At 69.1% G+C, this 20,141-nt stretch carries 13 protein-coding genes; 4 read left to right on the forward strand and 9 right to left on the reverse strand.

Annotated features, from left to right (window positions below; translation table 11 throughout):
- From glcE to BLA15945_RS19990, 3 genes are all read right to left on the reverse strand, one after another.
- Positions 1-1,089: a glycolate oxidase subunit GlcE gene (gene glcE / locus BLA15945_RS19980; protein ID WP_059236031.1), complete on the reverse strand. Its 1,089-nt coding sequence runs from the start codon at positions 1,087-1,089 to the stop codon at positions 1-3.
- Between the two features lie 140 nt (positions 1,090-1,229).
- Positions 1,230-2,723 carry an FAD-linked oxidase C-terminal domain-containing protein gene (locus BLA15945_RS19985; protein ID WP_059236029.1) on the reverse strand — a complete coding sequence of 498 codons (1,494 nt, stop codon included), beginning with the start codon at positions 2,721-2,723 and terminating at the stop codon, positions 1,230-1,232.
- 41 nt (positions 2,724-2,764) lie between these two features.
- Positions 2,765-4,174, reverse strand: coding sequence for an FAD-binding oxidoreductase (locus BLA15945_RS19990; RefSeq protein ID WP_059236028.1), 1,410 nt, complete (start codon positions 4,172-4,174; stop codon positions 2,765-2,767).
- A gap of 136 nt (positions 4,175-4,310) precedes the next feature.
- Here BLA15945_RS19990 and BLA15945_RS19995 point away from each other — a divergent pair, with 136 nt between their 5' ends.
- A complete protein-coding gene (locus BLA15945_RS19995; RefSeq protein ID WP_059236027.1) occupies positions 4,311-4,862 on the forward strand; it encodes a cob(I)yrinic acid a,c-diamide adenosyltransferase in 552 nt (183 codons plus the stop codon).
- Between the two features lie 94 nt (positions 4,863-4,956).
- On the forward strand, positions 4,957-6,165 hold the full coding sequence (gene hmpA, locus BLA15945_RS20000) for an NO-inducible flavohemoprotein (RefSeq protein ID WP_174993209.1): 1,209 nt from the start codon (positions 4,957-4,959) through the stop codon (positions 6,163-6,165).
- 77 nt (positions 6,166-6,242) lie between these two features.
- On the opposite strand, the gene aroG is transcribed toward hmpA, so the two are convergent.
- Positions 6,243-7,316 (reverse strand): 3-deoxy-7-phosphoheptulonate synthase AroG, encoded by a 1,074-nt coding sequence (aroG, locus tag BLA15945_RS20005; RefSeq protein WP_059236025.1) that lies wholly within the window; start codon positions 7,314-7,316, stop codon positions 6,243-6,245.
- On the opposite strand from aroG, the gene BLA15945_RS20010 reads away from it, so the two are divergent.
- Positions 7,315-7,602: a hypothetical protein gene (locus tag BLA15945_RS20010; RefSeq protein ID WP_174993210.1), complete on the forward strand. Its 288-nt coding sequence runs from the start codon at positions 7,315-7,317 to the stop codon at positions 7,600-7,602. The two genes, aroG and BLA15945_RS20010, sit on opposite strands and share 2 nt — an antisense overlap.
- Positions 7,603-7,712: 110 nt before the next feature.
- Here BLA15945_RS20010 and tldD read toward each other — a convergent pair whose 3' ends face one another.
- The 3 genes from tldD to BLA15945_RS20025 all read right to left on the reverse strand — a co-directional run bounded on the left by tldD (position 7,713) and on the right by BLA15945_RS20025 (position 14,354).
- On the reverse strand, positions 7,713-9,179 hold the full coding sequence (gene tldD / locus BLA15945_RS20015) for a metalloprotease TldD (RefSeq protein ID WP_059236024.1): 1,467 nt from the start codon (positions 9,177-9,179) through the stop codon (positions 7,713-7,715).
- 85 nt (positions 9,180-9,264) lie between these two features.
- The gene (locus tag BLA15945_RS20020; RefSeq protein ID WP_174993211.1) at positions 9,265-10,092 is read right to left on the reverse strand and encodes a carbon-nitrogen hydrolase family protein; all 828 of its coding nucleotides are present in this window, start codon (positions 10,090-10,092) and stop codon (positions 9,265-9,267) included.
- 62 nt (positions 10,093-10,154) lie between these two features.
- The gene (locus BLA15945_RS20025) at positions 10,155-14,354 is read right to left on the reverse strand and encodes a YhdP family phospholipid transporter (RefSeq protein ID WP_174993212.1); all 4,200 of its coding nucleotides are present in this window, start codon (positions 14,352-14,354) and stop codon (positions 10,155-10,157) included.
- Positions 14,355-14,585: 231 nt separating this feature from the next.
- On the opposite strand from BLA15945_RS20025, the gene glnE reads away from it, so the two are divergent.
- Positions 14,586-17,387 (forward strand): bifunctional [glutamate--ammonia ligase]-adenylyl-L-tyrosine phosphorylase/[glutamate--ammonia-ligase] adenylyltransferase, encoded by a 2,802-nt coding sequence (gene glnE, locus BLA15945_RS20030; protein WP_174993213.1) that lies wholly within the window; start codon positions 14,586-14,588, stop codon positions 17,385-17,387.
- A gap of 93 nt (positions 17,388-17,480) precedes the next feature.
- Here glnE and recN read toward each other — a convergent pair whose 3' ends face one another.
- Positions 17,481-19,130: a DNA repair protein RecN gene (recN, locus tag BLA15945_RS20035; RefSeq protein WP_059236017.1), complete on the reverse strand. Its 1,650-nt coding sequence runs from the start codon at positions 19,128-19,130 to the stop codon at positions 17,481-17,483.
- 19 nt (positions 19,131-19,149) lie between these two features.
- Positions 19,150-20,052: an NAD kinase gene (locus BLA15945_RS20040; protein WP_059236015.1), complete on the reverse strand. Its 903-nt coding sequence runs from the start codon at positions 20,050-20,052 to the stop codon at positions 19,150-19,152.
- Positions 20,053-20,141 lie beyond the last annotated feature (89 nt).

Raw genomic sequence — 20,141 nt, forward strand, 5'->3', positions numbered from 1 at the left:
TCAGAGATCAGGGTAGAGCCGGCCGCGGTTGAAGATGCGCGCGGGATCGAACGCGGCCTTCAGCCCGCGGTGGATTTTCATCATCGGGGCGGGGAGCGGCGTGAACACGCCCGCGCTGCGGTCGTACGCGTCGCCCGCGCGGAACAGCGTCGCGTGGCCGCCAGCCTGCTTCGCGCTCATGCGCACGGTCTGCGCATCGGCGTCGGTGATCCACCAGCGCTGCGCGCCGCCCCATTCCATCAGCTGGGTGCCGGGCAGGTGCATCGGTTCGGTGATCGACGGCAATGCGAGGCGCCACAGCGCGTAGCCAGGCGGGATGCCGTTGAAGAACGGGTCGGTATGCTCGCGCAGGCCGGCCCAGAAGCGCTCGGCTTCGACCGCGTCGACGACTTCGCCGCCGAGCAGCGTCTTCGCGGATTTCACGGCCGCTTCGGCGCCCGACAGGCGCAGCACGAGCGTGCCGTTGCGCCAGGCGCTGGCGCTGACGGGCAACGGATGGCCGCCCCATTCGTTGAGCTTGCGCACCGCGTCGGTCGCGGTCATCTCGAACTTCAGCGTGACCTCGGCGACGGGCATCGGCAGCACCTTGATCGACAGGTCGAGCATCAGCCCGAGCGTGCCGAGCGCGCCGGCCATCAGCCGCGACACGTCGTAGCCGGCGACGTTCTTCACGACCTGCCCGCCGAACCGCAGCAGCTCGCCGCGGCCGTTCATCAGCGCGACGCCGAGCACGAAATCGCGCGGGGCGCCGCAGGTGGCGCGGCGCGGGCCCGCGAGGCCGGCCGCGACGCAGCCGCCGACCGTGGCCGCGCGGCCGAAGTGCGGCGGCTCGAACGGCAGCATCTGGCCGCACTCGGCGAGGACGGTTTCAAGCTGCGCGAGCGGCGTGCCCGCGCGGACCGTGACGACGAGTTCGGCCGGGTCGTACGACACGACGCCCTGAAACGCGCGCGTGTCGAGAATTTCGCCTTCGAGCGCCTGGCCGTACCAGTCCTTGGTGCCGCCGCCGCGAATCCGCAGCGGCCGGCCATCGGCACTGGCCGCGCGGATGCGCTCGGCCCATCCGGCGACGATGTCGTCCTCTTCCATGTTCTGTTGCTGCCTCGACTTGTTGTTCGGTCGATTGTACCGGGGTGGCGCGATTCCACATCGCGACTATCCCTAAGCCCCGTATTGCATACCGCATGCCCGTGCGGACGCGCGCGCGGGCCGCGGCCCCCGCGCGACGCTCAGAAGCGCGGCAGGTCGGGGTGCGGCAGCAGCCCGCCGCGCACGTGCTGGCGGCCGTATTCGGCGCAGCGCGCGCGGGTCGGGATCCCCTTGTCCGGATTCAGCAACCCGGCCGGATCGAATGCGCGCTTGACCGCGAAGAATGCATCGCGCTCCTGCGGCGAGAACTGTACGCACATCGAATTGAGCTTCTCGATGCCGACACCGTGTTCGCCCGTCACGCTGCCGCCGAATTCCACGCAGCATTCGAGGATTTCCGCGCCGAACTGCTCGGCACGGTGCAGCTCGTCCGGATCGTTCGCGTTGTACAGGATCAGCGGATGCATGTTGCCGTCGCCCGCATGGAACACGTTGATGCAGCGTAACCCGTAGCGCGTCTCGAGTTGTTCGATGCGCGCGAGCAGCGGACCGATCGCGCGGCGCGGCACGGTGCCGTCCATGCAGTAGTAATCCGCGGAAATGCGGCCGGCTGCCGGGAACGCGTTCTTGCGGCCCGACCAGTAGCGCAGCCGCTCCTGTTCGTTGCGCGACACCTGGATGCGCGTCGCGCCGTGTTCGCGCAGCACGGCCGTCATCCGCACGATCTCCTCGGCGACTTCTTCCGGCGTGCCGTCCGATTCGCACAGCAGGATCGCCTTCGCATCGAGGTCGTAGCCCGCGTGCGTGAACGCCTCGACGGCCTGTGTGGCCGGCTTGTCCATCATCTCGAGCCCAGCGGGGATGATGCCCGACGCGATGATCGCCGCGACGGCCTCGCCGCCCTTGACGACGTCGTCAAAGCTCGCCATCACGAGCTGCGCGGTCTGCGGCTTCGGGATCAGCCGCACCGTCACTTCGGTGACGATCGCGAACATCCCTTCGCTGCCGATCATCACGGCGAGCAGGTCGAGGCCGGGCATGTCGAGCGCGAGCGAGCCGAATTCGACGACCTCGCCGTCGATCGTCACCGCGCGCACACGCATCACGTTGTGTACGGTCAGTCCGTATTTCAGGCAATGGACGCCGCCGGAATTTTCCGCGACGTTGCCGCCGATCGTGCACGCGATCTGCGATGAAGGATCGGGCGCGTAATACAGGCCGTACGGCGCGGCGGCTTCCGAGATCGCGAGGTTGCGCACGCCGGGTTGCACGGTCGCCGTGCGCGCGTACGGATCGACTTCGACGATGCGCGTGAAGCGCGCGAGCGACAGCACGACGCCGAGCGCGATCGGCAGCGCGCCGCCCGACAGGCTCGTGCCTGCGCCGCGCGGCACGATCGGCACTTCCATGCGGCGGCAGATCTGCACGATCCGCTGCACCTGCGATTCGGTTTCCGGCAGCGCGACCGCGAGCGGCAGGCGGCGGTACGCGGACAGGCCATCGCATTCGTACGGCGCCGTGTCTTCGTCGCGGTACAGCAGGCAGTGCGTCGGCAGCACGGCCATCAGCGCCTGCACCACTTCGCGCTGGCGCTGCGCGCGGGCCGCGCTCGACAGTTCGACGGGAGCGTTCATGAGGTCTCCTGCAGCAGGCGGCGCGATGGTGCGCCGCCGTGTCAGCACGTGAAAATCTTGCCCGGATTCATCAGGTTGCGCGGATCGAGCGCGAGCTTGATCGCGCGCATCGTGTCGATCGCGTTGTCGCCGTGCTCCTTCGGCAGGAAACGCATCTTGTGCAGCCCGACGCCGTGCTCGCCCGTGCAGGTGCCGCCGAGGCGCAGCGCGCGCTCGACGATCCGGTCGTTGATGTGCTCGGCTTCGGCGATTTCCTCGGGTTTGCCGGGATCGATCAGGATCGCGACGTGGAAATTGCCGTCGCCGACGTGACCGACGATCGGGCAGGGCAGCGACGACGCGCGCAGGTCGACTTCGGTTTCCTCGACGCATGCGGCGAGCTGCGAGATCGGCACGCACACGTCGGTCGTCACCGCGCGACAGCCGGGCTTCAGCTGCAGCATCGCGAAGTACGCGTTGTGGCGCGCGGCCCAGAGCCGGGTACGGTCCTCGGGGCGCGTCGCCCATTCGAAGCCCTGGCCGTTGTTCTGGCCGGCGAGCGCCTGCACGAGCTCGGCCTGTTCCTTCACGCCGGCCTCGGTGCCGTGGAATTCGAAGAACAGCGTCGGCGCTTCGGTCAGCGTCAGGTTCGAATGGCGGTTGATCGAACGCACGGCGAGCGCATCGACGAATTCGACGCGCGCGATCGGCACGCCGATCTGGATCGTCTCGATCACGGTGCGTACTGCGTCGCCCATCGTCGGGAACGTGCAGATGGCGGCCGATACGGCTTCGGGCAGCGGGTGCAGGCGCAGCGTGATCTCGGTGATCACGCCGAGCGTGCCTTCGGACCCGACGAACAGGCGCGTGAGGTCGTAGCCGGCCGACGACTTGCGGGCGCGCGAGCCGGTTTTCACCACGCGGCCGTCGGCGAGCACCGCGGTCAGGCCGAGCACGTTCTCGCGCATCGTGCCGTAGCGCACGGCGTTGGTGCCCGATGCGCGGGTCGCGGTCATTCCGCCGATGCTGGCGTCGGCGCCCGGGTCGATCGGGAAGAACAGGCCGGTGTCGCGCAGCGCTTCGTTGAGCGCCTTGCGCGTGATGCCCGGCTCGACCGTTACAGTCAGGTCTTCGGCGTTGATCGACAGCACACGGTTCATTTCCGACAGGTCGAGCGACACGCCGCCGCGCACCGCGAGCAGGTGGCCTTCCAGCGACGAGCCGGCGCCGTACGGGATCAGCGGTACGCTGTAGAGCGAGCACAGCGACACGACTTCGCATACGTCGTCGGTGCTGTGCGCGAACACGACGGCGTCGGGCAGTTGCGGATCGAACGGCGATTCGTCGCGGCCGTGGTGGGCGCGGACCGCGTCGGCGGTCGACACGCGCTCGCCGAAGGCGGCGCGCAGCGCATCGAGCATGGCGGGGGGCAGCGGGCGGCGCGTGGTGGCCGGCGGGGCAGGGTGATTCACGAATGTCTCCTGACTGCTTGTCAAACTTTCGGCCCATTCTACGCTGTAACGCCCGCTGCGCCTCCCGCCGCGGGCTGCGATAATCGCGTTCCAGCCAACCGGGCCGCATCGCGGCCGCGCACGAGAGGACATTCGCATGGGCAACCGCTTGAGCAAGATCGCGACGCGCACGGGCGACGACGGCACCACCGGCCTCGGCGACGGACGGCGCATCGGCAAGGACGACGCGCGGATCGCCGCGATCGGCGACGTCGACGAACTGAATTCGAATCTCGGCGTGCTGCTGGCCGAGACGCTGCCGGACGACGTGCGCACGGCGCTCGTCACGATCCAGCACGACCTGTTCGATCTCGGCGGCGAGCTGTGCATCCCCGGCCATGCGGTGCTCGACGACACGCACCTCGCTCGCCTCGACCGGTGGCTCGCCGACTACAACGCGACCCTGCCGCCGCTGAAGGAATTCATCCTGCCGGCCGGCTCGCGGGCGGCGTCGCTCGCGCACGTCTGCCGGACCGTGTGCCGCCGCGCGGAGCGCTCGATCGTCGCGCTCGGGCGCCATGACACGCTCCATGATGCGCCGCGGCGCTACGTGAACCGGCTGTCCGACCTGCTGTTCGTGCTCGCGCGCGTGCTGAACCGCGCCGGCGGCGGGGCCGACGTGCTGTGGGAGCGCGGGCGCGTCCGCTGACGCGCCGTCGCGTTTTTGCGCACTGCGACAATTTGCCCAGGGAGCGTGTATTTTTAAAGATGTATTGTATGGGCATGTTTAACGGAGAACGAACATGACCCACATCACCGCTGACCAGATGGCCCGTGTGAAGGCCACCGCCCCCGTCCTTGCCGTGCATGGCGCGACGATCACGAAGCACTTCTACCAGCGCATGTTCGCGCGTCATCCGGAACTGAAGAACCTGTTCAACCAGACGCACCAGAAGACCGGCAGCCAGCCGGAAACGCTCGCGAAGGCCGTCTACGCGTATGCGGCGAACATCGACAACCTCGGGGCGTTGGGCGGGGCGGTGTCGCACATCGCGCACAAGCATGCGAGCCTGAACATCCGTCCCGAGCATTACCCGATCGTCGGCGAGAACCTGCTCGCGTCGATCGTCGAAGTGCTCGGCGACGCGGTCGATGCGCAAACGCTCGAAGCGTGGCGCGTCGCATACGGCCAGCTCGCGCAGATCCTGATCGGCGCCGAGGCCGACCTGTACGCGGGCGCTGCGTGGAGCGGCTTCCGCCCGTTCAAGGTCGCGCGCAAGGTGCGCGAGAGCGACGAGATCACGTCGTTCTACCTGACACCCGCCGACGGCGGCGCGGCGCCGGCCTTCGAGCCGGGCCAGTACATCACGGTGAAGCGCTACGTCGGCGATCTGGGCGTCGACCAGCCGCGCCAGTACAGCCTGTCCGATGTGCCGCACGGCAAGTGGCTGCGCATCTCGGTGAAGCGCGAAGCCGGCCTGCCGGAAGCGATTCCCGCCGGCAAGGTGTCGACGCTGATGCACGACGGTGTCGAAGAGGGCTCGATCGTCGAAGTGACCGCGCCGATGGGCGAATTCTCGTTGAAGCGCGGCGTCGATACGCCGGTCGTGCTGATCTCCGGCGGCGTCGGCCTGACGCCGATGGTGTCGATGGCGTCGACGCTGGTCGACGAAGGCAGCAAACGTGACGTGCGGTTCGTCCACGCATGCCGTTCGGGCGCGGTGCACGCATTCCGCGACTGGCTGAACGAGACGGTGCACGAACACGCGAACGTCAAGCGCACGGTGGTGTACGAGCTGGTCGGCCCGAACGATCGCGCCGGCATCGACTACGACCTCGAGGGGCGCCTCACGCCGGAGCGCGTGCAGCAATACGCACGGGTGCCGGACGCCGACTACTACATCTGCGGCCCGGTCGCGTTCATGAAGGCGCAACGCGATGCGCTGGTGGCGCTCGGCGTCGCGCCGGAACGCATCAATACCGAGATCTTCGGTTCGGGCGCGCTCGAGTGATGTGTTGACCGGCAGTCAGCGGCCCATGAAAAAAGCCCGGCGCGAGCCGGGCTTTTTCGTTGCGGCGGTCCGGGCGATCAGTTGCCGCTGCCGCGCGCGACGCGGCGTGCCTTGACCGATTCCGCGAGGCCCTCGAGCACCTTCACGCTGTCGTCCCACGCGATGCACGCGTCGGTGATGCTCTGGCCGTAGGTCAGCGCGCAGCCTTCCTTCAGGTCCTGGCGGCCTTCGACCAGGTGCGACTCGATCATCACGCCGACGATGCGAGCGTCGCCGGCCGCGATCTGGCGGCCGATGTCCGCGCAGACGGGGATCTGGTTCTCGTGCTTCTTCGAGCTGTTCGCGTGGCTCGCGTCGATCATCAGGCGCGCGGCGAGGCCCGCCTTGCCGATGTCCGCGCAGGCGGCGTTCACGCTGTCCGCGTCGTAGTTCGGCGTCTTGCCGCCGCGCAGGATCACGTGGCAGTCCTCGTTGCCGGCCGTCGACACGATCGCCGAGTGGCCGCCCTTCGTCACCGACAGGAAATGGTGCGGCTGCGACGCGGCCTTGATCGCGTCGACCGCGATCTTCACGTTGCCGTCGGTGCCGTTCTTGAAGCCGACCGGGCACGACAGCCCCGACGCGAGCTCGCGGTGCACCTGCGACTCGGTCGTGCGCGCACCGATCGCGCCCCACGAGACCAGGTCGGCGATGTACTGCGGGCTGATCATGTCGAGGTATTCGGTCGCGGCCGGCAGCCCCATTTCGTTGATCTGCAGCAGCAGCTCGCGCGCGGTGCGCAGCCCTTCGTTGATCTTGAAGCTGTTGTCGAGGTGCGGATCGTTGATGAGCCCCTTCCAGCCGACCGTCGTGCGCGGCTTCTCGAAGTACACGCGCATCACGATTTCCAGTTCGCCCTTGAAGCGCTCGCGTTCCTTCACGAGCCGGCCCGCGTATTCGATCGCCGCCTTCGTGTCATGGATCGAGCACGGCCCGACGACGACGATCAGCCGGTCGTCCATCCCGTGCAGGATGCGGTGCATCGACTGGCGCGAGTTGTAGATCAGCTCGGACGCGGCTTCGGAGCACGCGAATTCGCGGATCAGGTGAGCGGGCGGCGTCAGTTCCTTGAGTTCGCGAATGCGGACGTCGTCGGTGTTGTGCGGGGGCATGCTGTTTCTCCTTGGTTCCGGGCGCCGTTCGATCAGTGGGCGTGCGGCAGATTCATCAATTCAAGCGATTCAGTGGTTTCGGTCGGGGCCGCGGGACCGCTGCGGCGGCGACCGGGTGGCGAAGGGCGAAAAAAAACCGCCGGGTTCGCCGGCGGTTTTTTCGGGAATTTCGGTTGCGCTTTACGCGCCATCAACCCTCTCGATCCGCCAGCGGTCTGAGATACCAAAAAAAGTAAAAGTAAAACTTGGCGGACATGACGGGGATTCGGTTCGTCAAAAAAGTTGATTCGGAATTTATACCGCGTCGCCGGACGGCTGGCAACCGGGAAACGTCGAAAATGCGGACAATCCGCGCGTTTTATCCAAAATGCGCGGATTGTCTGCGCCGCGATGCGGTTATGCCGTACCGCCGACGGTCATCCTGTCGATCCGCAGGGTCGGCTGGCCGACGCCGACCGGCACGCTCTGGCCTTCCTTGCCGCACACGCCGACACCCGAGTCGAGCGACATGTCGTTGCCGATCATGCTCACGTCCTTCAGCGATTCGGGGCCGCTGCCGATCAGCGTCGCGCCCTTCACCGGGTAGGTGATCTTGCCGTTCTCGATCATGTACGCCTCGGACGCCGAGAACACGAACTTGCCGTTCGTGATGTCGACCTGGCCGCCGCCGAAGTTCACCGCGTACAGGCCGTTCTTCACCGACGCGATGATTTCCTGCGGATCCTTGTCGCCGTTCAGCATGTACGTGTTCGTCATGCGCGGCATCGGCAGCGCCGCGTACGACTCGCGCCGCGCGTTGCCGGTGACCGGCATCTTCATCAGGCGTGCGTTCAGCGTGTCCTGGATGTAGCCCTTCAGGATGCCGTCCTCGATCAGCGTCGTGCACTGCGTCGGGTTGCCTTCGTCGTCGATGTTCAGCGAGCCGCGGCGGTTCGGCAGCGTGCCGTCGTCGACGACGGTCACGCCCTTGGCAGCAACCCGCTCGCCGATCCGGCCCGCGAAAGCCGACGAGCCCTTGCGGTTGAAATCGCCTTCGAGGCCGTGGCCGATCGCCTCGTGCAGCAGCACGCCCGGCCAGCCCGGCCCGAGCACGACCGTCATCGCGCCGGCCGGTGCGGGGCGGGCGTCGAGGTTGACGAGGGCCGCGTGCACGGCGTCGTCGACGTAGCGCGACAGGACTTCGTCGGTGAAGTAGCCGTAGTCGAAGCGGCCGCCGCCGCCGCCGGAGCCGATCTCGCGGCGGCCGTTTTGTTCGGCGATCACCGTGACCGACACGCGCACGAGCGGGCGGATGTCGGCCGCGAGCGCGCCGTCGCTGCGCGCGACCAGCACGACGTCGTATTCGCCGGCGAGGCCGGCCATCACCTGCGTGATGCGCGGGTCGCGCCCGCGCGCCATCTGCTCGATGCGCTCGAGCAGCTTGACCTTGGCCGTTGCGTCGAGCGATGCGAGCGGGTCGGACGGCAGGTACAGGTCGCGGCCCGAGATGCCCTTCAGCGACGTCGCGGCCTTGATCTTCTGGCGGCCGCCACCGGCTGCCGCGATCGCCTTGGTGGCCGCGGCGGCTTGCGCGATCGCTTCCGGCGACAGGTCGTCCGAGTACGCGAACGCGGTGCGGTCGCCCGCGACCGCGCGCACGCCGACGCCCTGGTCGATGCTGAAGCTGCCCGATTTGACGATGCCTTCCTCGAGGCTCCACGCTTCGCTGCGGGTCGCCTGGAAGTACAGGTCCGCGTAGTCGACGCGGTGCGTGAAGATGTCGGCGATCGTGCGCGTGAGCAGGCTTTCGTCGAGGCCGTACGGCGTGAGCAGGATGTCCTTCGCCAGCGCGAGGTTGCGGATGCCGGGTTCGATGATGTTCATGCGGATATCGGGGTTTCTCAAAAAGTTGTCGGGTGCTGCTGGGCAGATGGGTTGGCCGCGCGGCGTTTCAAGCGGTGCGGCGAATTCAGGTCAGTACGCGGTGCCGCCACGCGGGCAGGCTCTGGCGCACGTCGGCAATGCGTTGCGGGTCGATCGAGCCGAGCACGACGCTGGCACCGACATCGCGGACCGCGACGATCTCGCCCCACGGATCGATCAGCATGCTGTGGCCCCAGGTGCGCCGGCCGTTCTCGTGCTTGCCGCCCTGCGCGGCCGCGAGCACGTAGCACTGGTTCTCGACGGCCCGCGCGCGCAGCAGCGTTTCCCAGTGCGCGCGGCCTGTCGTATACGTAAACGCCGACGGGACGACGATCAGCGCGCAGTCGCCCATCCGGCGATACAGCTCCGGAAAGCGAAGATCGTAACAGACCGACAGGCCGACCCGCCCGAACGGCGCGTCGAACGCGACGACCGTGTCGCCCGCGCGGATCGTGCGGGCCTCGTCGAACGATTCGTCGCCTTTCTCGAAGTTGAACAGATGGATCTTGTCGTAGCGCGCGGCCTCGTGGCCGGACGGATCGAACACGAGCGTCGTGTTCAGCACGCGATCGGGTTCGGGCGCCTTCAGCGGCAGCGTGCCGCCGATCACCCAGACGCCGTGGCGCCGTGCGGCGTCCGCGAGGAAGCGCTGGATCGGGCCGTCCTGGTACGGTTCGGCGAGCGCGAGCTTGTCGGTGTCGCGATGGCCCATGAAGCAGAAATACTCGGGCAGCAGCACGAGCTGCGCGCCTTCGCCGGCGGCTTCCGCGATCAGGCGGCGCGCTTCGGCGAGATTGCGTGTGACGTCCGGCGTGCTCACCATCTGCAGCGCGGCGACCCGGAAGGGTGTGGCGGAACGGGTGTGGTCGGTCATCGCGGGATCGGTTGCGTCATAAATGGGGTGCGGCCCGGCACCACGGGCGGTTCGATGCGCGCTCAATGGTTCACCGCACCGGCCGGACCGTGATCCATCTTACCTTGATCGCCTCGCACCCGCTCGATGTGCGGGTGCGCCCACGAACCGGTGATCGCGTAGTCGAGCGCGAACGCGCGCGACAGCGTTTCCGACAGCGCGTAGTTCGCGGCCAGCACGCCGATGCCGAGCAGCGGGTTGATGACGGCCGCGCCGATCGCGGCTGCGCCCGCGCTGATTTTCGGCGCGACGTGCGCATGCAGGTCCTGCGTCTCGGTGCCGAGATCGACCGCGCCGCGCACGGTGACGTTCGCGGGCCCCGTCATCATCGAGAAGTCGTCGGTGCGTGCGATCCCGTTTGAAATCTGGCCGGTGCCCGTGATCTTGTCGAACGGCAGCCCCTTGCCCACCACATCGCGGAAATTCAGCGTCAGGAAGCGCGCGAGGCTCTGCAGGCTCAGCACGCCGAGGAGTTTCGCCGCGCCCGGATCGACTTTCAGGATTTGCCCGTGTTCGAGGTCGAGCGCGACCTGGCCGCCGAGCGATGGGAAGTCGAGCGCGGTCGGGCCGCCGCGCCAGCCGACCTTGCCCGTTACCGAGCCGTGACCGTCCGCGAGCGTCCGCGGCAAGCCGACGCGGTCGAGCAGCGCGCCCGCGTTGCCGATGTCGAGCTTGAAGTCGAACACGGTGCGGCGCGGCGCATCGTTTTCGTCGGCGCCGCGGGCGAGCGCGCGGCGCGACGTGCGCCAGTTGCCGGTCGCGGTCAGCTTCGCGGCCGGGTTCGACAGTTCCAGCTTGTCGAGCTGCCACACGGGCGTGCCGTCTTCGTCGATGTTGCGCGCGTTGACGACGAGACGGCCGATGTCGTGGTCGCGCGCGACGACCTGGTCGACGATCAGGTCGATCGACGGCATCGGGCGGTCGGTCGGCGTCGGCAGGTTCATCGCGCGGCCGACGAGGTCGTGCTGCGCACTCTGCGGCACCACGAGCTTCGCGAGCCGCGCATTCAGCACGCCTGCGCCGTTGTGGCCGCCGCCGGGCGCCCACGACAGGTAGCCCGATACCTGGTTCGATGCGATGTTCGCCTGCCAGAGGTCGTCGACATGCGACGCGCCGACGATCACGTTCTCCCAGTTGCGCTTGAGCAGCTTCAGCGTGCCGAAGTGGAACGCGAAGCGCTTCGGCGCGAAGCTCGCGAAATCGACGCGCGGCGCGGTCTGCGGCTCCGGTACGCGCGGCGTGTCCGGTTTCAGCGTGTGGGCGAGCGCGAGCCATGCGTCGGCGTCCAGCTCGTCGACGTCGACGGCCGCGCTCACGCCGTCCTGCGGCATGTCGGGCATCCGGTGGATGCCCATCGCGCCGCGCACCGCGCGCAGCGGCTGGCCGCGCGTCGCGTCGAGCAGGTAGGTCGCGGACACCGGGCCGAGCGTCAGGTCGGCATGTTCGAGGCGCTTGCCGTCCGCCTGCGGCGCCGGCTGCAGCGTGAAGCTGAACGGCATCGGCGTGCCGGCCTGTTTCGCGAACGGTGCCGGGAAGTTCAGCGCGACGCCCGTCAGGTCGGAATGCGCGCTGATGTCGGGCAGGCGGCCCGGCGCGCCGCGCACGGCGACCTTGTACGGCGCATCGCCGACCACGTGTTCGAGCAGCGCGGCCGCCGGGCCGTGCAGGTTCAGGCCACGTGCGGCGTCGAGCGCGAGCCGGCCGTCGACGTCCACCGTGTACGGGCCGTGCGACTGGAAGTTGCCGCTCGCGCGCACCGGGCCGCCGAGGAAGCGTCCCGACAGGTCGTGCAGCGATGCGCCGGCCTCGGTGAAGCGGACGCTGCCGCGCAGTGCCGACAGCGGCGGCACGCCGCGGGTCGACAGCGTGTTGCCGCCGAACGCGAGCGCGCCTTCGATGTGCGTATGCGGATGCGCGACGTGCTGCGGAATCGTGATCTTGAGCGCGAGCGACGCGGGCCCCTGCGCATCGATCCGCTGGCCGATATGGCCGCTCATCGTGCCGAGCGAGCTGTTGTCCGCATAGTCGACCAGGTCGGCGAGCGGCCCCTGTGCATGGCCGTCGATGATCAGCGGCGAGTGGGTCGGATTGCCGAGATCGTCGATGCGGCCCGCGACCTTCGTCAGCGCGACGCGCTTGTAGTGCGCGCGCTCGATGTCGAAGCGCAGCTTGTTCTGCGCGAGCTCGAACACGCCGTCGATCCCGTCGAGCGCCGGCCAGACGCTCGGCGTGCCGTTCGCGAGCTTGCGCGGCGGGTACGGCGTCGGCTCGAAGCGGCCGCCGGTGAATGGCGCGACGATGTGGAACACGCCGGCGTCCGGCTCGTGTTCGAACGGGAATTTCTCGAGCGGGCCGCGGGCGACGATCGACGCGCCCTGAGTGACCTTGCCGTCCTGCAGCGCGTGGCCGAGATAGTCGCGCAGGTGTTCGGACATCCCGGTCGGCAGGTAGCGCGGAATGCGCGCCACCGACGCGCGGGCGAACTCGGCGCGCAGGTCGAGCGAGCCGCGGCCGTGGCCGGGGTTCGTGTAGGAACCCGACACCGCGATTTCGGCATCGGGGTTCGACACGAGCAGGTCGGGCAGCGTCACGTCGACGCGCGCGTGCTTGTCGCCGGGCGCGGGCGCGATCACCCATTTGACGTTGCCGCGCAGCCGGTCGAACGTCAGGCGCGGCTCGTCGAACTCACCGGGCACCGTGACGGCCGCGTTGACCGTGTCGAAATGCGCGGTGCCGCCCGTCTCGCTCGCGTCGACGCGGCCCCACAGGTTTTCGACGCCCGGCCAGCCGGCGCGCGGGTGGCCGCGCGGCGACAGGCCGGGCGGCGGCTCCTGCGCGGCGAAGCTGAGGCCTTGCAGGTCGCCGAGGAAGCGATAGCGGACGATCGGCGCGGCGCCGGTGCGGCGCTCCTCTTCCGCGAGGTCGGCCCGCGCGGGTTTCGCGCGCTCGACTTCGATCTGGTAGTTCGACATCATCCCGCGCGGATCGATCTTGATCAGTTCGTTGCGCAGGCGCGCAGGCAGCGGTAGGCCGCGAATGAATTCGCTGAGGATGCCGAGATCGACGCGATCGCCGACGACGCTGATCAGTTGCCCCTGGGTCGCCGTCGGCACGCGGTAGCGGGCCGTCAGCGTCGACAGCGCGAGCGAGCGGGCGAGCGGCGTGCCGTCGTCGAGCGGCGGCTGGCCGAGTTCCGCGTGGAAGCGCGACAGGTGCAGCGTGTAGTCGTGCCCCGTGTCCATCGCCATGTCCCAGCCGAATCCGACCACCGGCACGTCGAGCCGCGGCTGCGTCGGCCGCACGCGCAGCGTGACGTCGGCGCCCTGCAGGTCGCCGCCCGCCGAGCGCAGCCGGCCGTCGCGGAAGGTCGCCCAGATCGCGTTGTCGATCCGGCCGGCATGGATCGTGAGCGGGATGTCGAGGTAACGGGCGAGCGTCTGCAGATCGACCGGGCCGGTCGACAGGTACGCGTCGCCGGTCCAGTTGGACGGCTTGCCGACCGGCGCGAGCGCCTTGTGCGTGAAGCGCGCGCGGAAATCGAGCGGGCCGAGCAGCAGTGTGCCGTTCGCGGGCGCCTGCAGCGCGGCCCGGTGTACGCGGCCGTCGTTGAGCACCGCGATCCGGATGCCCGACAGCACGAGCTCCGGCGCGTCGTGCTGCGCGTCGCGCCAGCGCAGCGTGCCGCCGCGCAGCACGATCGCTTCCTGCTTCAGCAGCCAGGTGCCGAACGTGTCGTTGCCGCCGTGGGTGGTCGCGACGCCGATGCCCGCGACGCTCAGCGAACCGTCGGCCGCGCGCGCGACGACGAGGTCGGGCTGGTCGACGATCAGGCTCGACAGCGCGGGCGACAGTCGCAGCAGCGACATCCACGACAGCGCGGCGGTCGCATGCGGTACCGACAGCGCGATCTTGCCGTCACGGCCGCGGATCGTCAGGTTCGTGAGTTCGACGCCCGGCTGCATGCCGGACCAGTTCGGGGAAAGCTTGCCGATCGAAAGCTGCGCGTGGAGCTTGTCGGACACGAGGCGCTCGATGCGCGGACGGAATTCGTCGATGCGGGGCAGCAGCACATAGCGCAGCCCGAGGAACGCGCCGGACGCAACGAAGTAGGTGCCGATCCCGACAGCCAGCGTCACCTTGAACACACGACGCAGGACCGGATGATCGTGCTTCGGAGGTCCCGCTTCGGGCGCAGCTACGGCGGATTCCTGACGGTCGGACATGCGGCGGACGGGCGGCGATATGGTAGTTTTGCAGACTGACGTTGAAATGTATCACACGGGTTCGTGCCGGCGGCCGTTGCGGCAGCACGGCACGGGCTTTCCGGCGCGCGGTTTCGCGGCGGACGCACGTGCGTCCGCCGCTGCCGCGCCGAGTTCACGAGACCGGCCGGCAGCGGGGCGCGTACGCGCCGGGCCGCTGCCGGCCGGCCTTTCCGCCAGGCCCGCTTCTCGATGACCGACGCTTCCGCCCTGATCAGCACGTCCTATTCCCGATACCTCGCCCGCGCGGCTGCCGCGCGGCCCGCGCTGGCCGACCAGGTCGCCGCATGGGCGGCCGCGCCGCTCGGCCGCGCGCAGCTCGACGCGCGCCTCACCGAATTGCTCGCGACGCCAGCCGGCACGGCCGCGCCGACCGAGGAGCAACTGAAGCGCGCGCTGCGGCAACTGCGCGCGGAGGCGTTCGGCGCGGTCGCGGAGCGCGACCTGCGCGGGCTGGTGGACGTCGCCGAAGTGACGGGCGCGATGACCGATCTCGCCGAAGTGGCCGTGCAGCGTTCGCTCGCGCTGCTGTCGACCGAGCTCGAGGCGCTGTACGGCGAGCCGCGCGGCGCCGACGGCCAGCGCGTCGTGCTCGGCGTGGTCGGAATGGGCAAGCTCGGCGGCCGTGAGCTTAACGTGTCGTCGGACATCGACCTGATCTTCGTCTACGAGGACGACGGCGAAACGACCGGCGGAGCGCGTTCGCCGCTGTCCACGCAGGAATACTTCACGCGGCTCGGCCGGCGCCTGATCGGCGTGCTGTCCGAGGTCACGGCCGACGGCTACGTGTTTCGCGTCGACATGCGGCTGCGCCCGAACGGCGATTCGGGGCCGCTCGTCTGCAGCCTCGGGATGCTCGAGGAATATTTCTACGTGCAGGGGCGCGAGTGGGAGCGCTATGCCTGGATCAAGGGGCGGCTCGTGTCGGAAGGCGACAGCGACGCGGCCCGGCGGCTGGAGTCGCAGCTCGAATCCATCGTCAAGCCGTTCGTGTACCGCCGCTATCTCGATTTCGGCGTGATCGGCGCGATCCGTTCGCTGCACCAGCAGATCCGTCACGAAGCCGCGCGCCGCGCGTCGATGCGGCCCGACAAGGCCGACGACATCAAGCTCGGGCGCGGCGGGATCCGCGAGATCGAGTTCAGCGCGCAGGTGTTCCAGCTGATCCGCGGCGGCCAGGATGCCGAATTCCGCGTGCGGCCGACGCTCGCGGTGCTGCGCCATGCGCAGGCGCGCGGGCTGATCGGCGAGGACGTGCGCGCGCGCCTGTCCGATGCTTACAACTTCCTGCGCACGCTCGAGCACCGGCTGCAGTACCGCAACGACGCGCAGACGCACGCGATGCCGGTCGAGCCCGACGAACGCGCGGCGCTGGCCGCATCGCTCGGCTTTGCCGACTATGCGGCGCTGATGACGGTGCTGGACGGCCACCGGACCTTCGTCGAGGCGCAGTTCCACCAGATCTTTGCCGACAAGGTGAGCGGCGGGCCTTGCGCGGCCGGCGACGACACGGCCGCCGCGTGGATCTGGAGCGGCGCGCTGGCCGACGACGGCGAGGACGACGCGCTGGTCGCGCGCCTCGACGGCCTCGGTTTCACCGATCCGGCCACCGTGCTCGCGCGGCTGCGCGCGATCTGGCAATCGTCGCGCTACACCGGGCTGCCGGAAAAGAGCCGGCAGCGCTTCGACAGCGTCGCGCAGCGGGCGCTCGACGCCGCCCCGAAGATCGACGCCGCACGCCGCGACGACACGATCGTGCGCCTCTTCGACCTGCTCGAGACGGTCAGCCGGCGCGGCGTCTATCTCGCGCTGCTGACCGAATACCCGGCCGCGCTCGACCGCGTGCTGTCGGTGCTCGGCGCGACGCGCTGGGGCGGCGGCTACCTGATCCGCCACCCGCAGCTGCTCGACGAGCTGCTCGACGACGAGGCGATCGCGAGCCCGTTCGACTGGCCCGCGTTCAAGGACGCGCTGCGCGCACGCCTCGCGGCGGCGGACGGCCCCGAGCAGCAGATGGACTTGCTGCGCCACGCGCAGCACGCGGAGGTGTTCCGGATCCTGCTGATCGATCTGGCCGGGCAACTGTCGGTCGAGCATGTGAGCGACCGGCTGTCGGAGCTGGCCGACGCGGTGCTCGACGTGACGATCGAAGTCGTCTGGTCGCAGCTCGCGAAGCGCCATCGCGACGTGCCGAAGTTCGCGGTGATCGCGTACGGCAAGCTGGGCGGCAAGGAGCTCGGCTACGCGTCGGATCTCGACCTGATCTTCCTGTACGACGACCCCGACGAGCGCTCGGCGGACGTCTACACGACCTTCACGCGGCGCCTCATCACGTGGCTCACGACCGCGACCGGGGCGGGGGCGCTGTTCGACATCGACCTGCGGTTGCGGCCGAACGGCGAGGCCGGGCTGCTCGTTACCGATCTCGATGCGTTCCGCCGCTATCAGCTGCGCGAGGGCGACGCCGCGAACACCGCGTGGGTGTGGGAGCACCAGGCGCTAACGCGTGCCCGCTACAGCGCGGGCGATGCGCAGATCGGCGCGGACTTCGAGGCGATCCGCCAGCAGGTGCTGACGACGCCGCGCGACGGCGGCGTGCTCGCGAAGGAGATCGTCGACATGCGCGGCAAGGTGTTTGCCGGCCACCCGAACCAGACCGAGCTGTTCGACCTGAAGCACGATCGCGGCGGGATGGTCGACATCGAGTTCATCGTCCAGTACTGGGTGCTGCTGCATGCGTCGAGCGACGCCGAGCTGATCCGCAATACCGGCAACATCGCGCTGCTGCGTGAGGTCGCCCGCTTCGGGCTGATGGGCGAGGACGAGGCCGAGCGCGTCGGCGCGGCGTACCGCAAGTACCGGAAGCTGCAGCACAAGCTGCGGCTCGACGGGATGGAGAAGGCGCGTGTCGATCCGGCGATGGTGGCCGACGAGCGGGCTGCGGTGACGGCGCTGTGGGAGCGCGTGTTCGGCGCGGTTGAAACGGGCGTTTGAACGAAAGCAGGGCGGTGCGCGGTATCGACCCGCGCACCGCCCTGAATCGCCAATGTGCGAACCCGTTCGGCTTGAACGGAGCAGGCGGCCGCGTCAGGCCGCCAGCATTTCCTTCGCGTGCTTGCGGGTGGTGGCGGTGATCTCGAGCCCGCCGAGCATCCGCGCGACTTCCTCGATCCGGTTGGCGCGGTCGAGTGCGACGACCGTCGACACCGTGCCGCCGCGATCGTCGGCGCCCTTCGCGACCTGGAAGTGATGGTCGCCGCGCGCGGCGACCTGCGGCAGGTGCGTCACGCACAGCACCTGGCGGTCGCGCCCGAGCTGGTGCAGCAGGCGGCCGACCACTTCGGCGACGCCGCCGCCGATCCCCGTATCGACTTCGTCGAAGATCAGCGTCGGCGTCGGGCTTGCCGCGCTCGCGATGACCGCGAGCGCGAGGCTGATCCGCGCGAGTTCGCCGCCCGACGCGACCTTCGCGAGCGGCCGCAGCGGCACGCCCGGATGCCCGGCGACGCGGAATTCGACCTGCTCGAGCCCGTGCGGACCGCCGTCGGCAAGCGGCACGAGTGCGACTTCGAAACTGCCGCCCGCCATCGACAATTCCTGCATGCCGGTCGTGACGGCCGTACCGAGCGCCTTCGCGGCCTGCGCGCGCGCCTTGGACAGGTGCCGGGCGTCGGCGAGATAGGCTTCGCGCGCCTTGGCCTGCGTCGCTTCGAGCGCGCCGAGATCGGCGGCTGCGTCGAGCGCGACGAGCTGCGCGCGGCGCGCCGCATGTTCCTCGTGCAGCGTGTCGGGCGGCAGCCGGAACTTGCGGGCGGTCGAGTGCAACGCATCGAGCCGCGTTTCGACCTGCGCGAGCCGCTCGGGATCGAGATCGGCGCGCTGCGCATAGTGCGACAGCGAATAGACGGCTTCCTGCAACTGGATCTCGGCCGGTTCGAGCGACGCGAGCGCATCGCTGAGCGAGGTGTCGTAGTCGGCCAGGCTGCGCAGCTTCGACACGATCGCGCCGAGTTGCGGGAGCATCGCGTCGTCGGATTCGGACAGCGCGTTGAGCGCGCCGCGCACGCCTTCGATCAGGTTCGCCGAATGCGACAACCGCTTGTGTTCGTTGCTGACTTCGTCCCATTCGCCGGGCTGCGGCGCGAGCTTGTCAAGCTCGGCGAGCTGCCACGCGAGCTTTTCGCGTTCGAGCTGCAACTCGCGCTCGTGCGCCTTCGCGGCGTCGATCGCCTGCGTCGCGTCGCGCCACACGCGCCATGCGCGTGCGACGTTCGCCGCATCGGCGACGAGCCCCGCGTGCGTGTCGAACAGCTCGCGCTGCGCGTCGGGCCGCATCAGCAACTGGTGCGCGTGCTGGCCGTGGATGTCGACGAGCATCTCGCCGAGTTCGCGCAGCTGTGCGAGCGTCGCGCTGGTGCCGTTGATGAACGCGCGCGAACGGCCATTCGCGTCGATCACGCGGCGCAGCATCACGGTGTCCTCGGCGTCGAACGCGTGTTCGTCGAGCCAGCGCGCGACGCGGTCGTGCGGCGTGAATTCGGCCGTGATGTCGGCGCGGCCGCAGCCGGTACGCACGACGCTCGCGTCGGAACGTTCGCCGAGCGCGAGGGCGAGGGCGTCGATCAGGATCGATTTCCCGGCGCCGGTTTCGCCGGAAAAGACGGAAAAGCCGCTGTCGAATTCGAGATCGAGCGCGGCCACGATGACGAAGTCGCGGATCGAGAGGTGGCGGAGCATGATGTAGGGCGGAGCGGCGTCAGGACGCCTTGTCGTCTTCGTTCGAGGCGTGTTCGTTCCAGTGCAGCTTCTTGCGCAGCGTCGTGTAGTAGCTGTAGCCGACCGGGTGCAGGAACGGCACCGTGTGCTTCGAGCGGCGCACCTCGATCGTGTCGTTCAGTTCGAGCGACGTGAACGACTGCATGTCGAAGTTCACGTTGACGTCGCGCCCGCCGACGATCTGGATCGCGATTTTCGAATCGTCGGGCAGCACGATCGGCCGGTTCGACAGCGCATGCGGCGCGATCGGCACGAGCACGATGCCCGCCAGCTGCGGGTGAAGAATCGGGCCGGCCGACGACAGCGCGTAGGCGGTCGAGCCGGTCGGCGTCGCGACGATCAGGCCGTCCGAACGCTGGTTGTACATGTACCGGCCGTCGACCGACGCGCGCAGCTCGACCATCCCGGAGAAGCCGCTGCGGTTCACGACGACGTCGTTGAACGCGATTGCGTGGTAGATCGGTTCGCCGTCGCGCATGATCCGCGCCTCGAGCAGCGCGCGCTCCTCGCGCTCGAACTTGCCGGCCAGCATCACGGGAACGAGCGCGTGCATGTCGGCCGCGGCGATGTCCGTGATGAAGCCGAGCCGCCCGTGGTTGATCCCGATCAGCGGTGTCCGGTACGGCGCAAGCTGGCGGCCGATGCCGAGCATCGTGCCGTCGCCGCCGAGCACCACCGCCACATCCGCTCGCGCCCCGATTTCGGCCGGGGTGAGCGCCGGGTAGCCGGTGATGCCGATTTCGCGCGCGGTATCGCCTTCGAACACGACCTCGAAGCCGAGCTTCGCGATGCTGGCAGCCAGCGTGGCGAGCGGCTCGGCGATGACGGGCGTGTTGCTCCGGCCGACGAGCGCGACAGTATTGAACTGATTACCGGTTTTCATGCCGGCATTACACCATAGCTCGTTGACGAAAAGAACCGGCTGTGCGCCGAAGGGGCCGGATCGGGCCGGCCCGCGCAACGGAGGGAGAC

The organism is Burkholderia arboris (genome assembly GCF_902499125.1).
Lineage (GTDB): Bacteria > Pseudomonadota > Gammaproteobacteria > Burkholderiales > Burkholderiaceae > Burkholderia > Burkholderia arboris.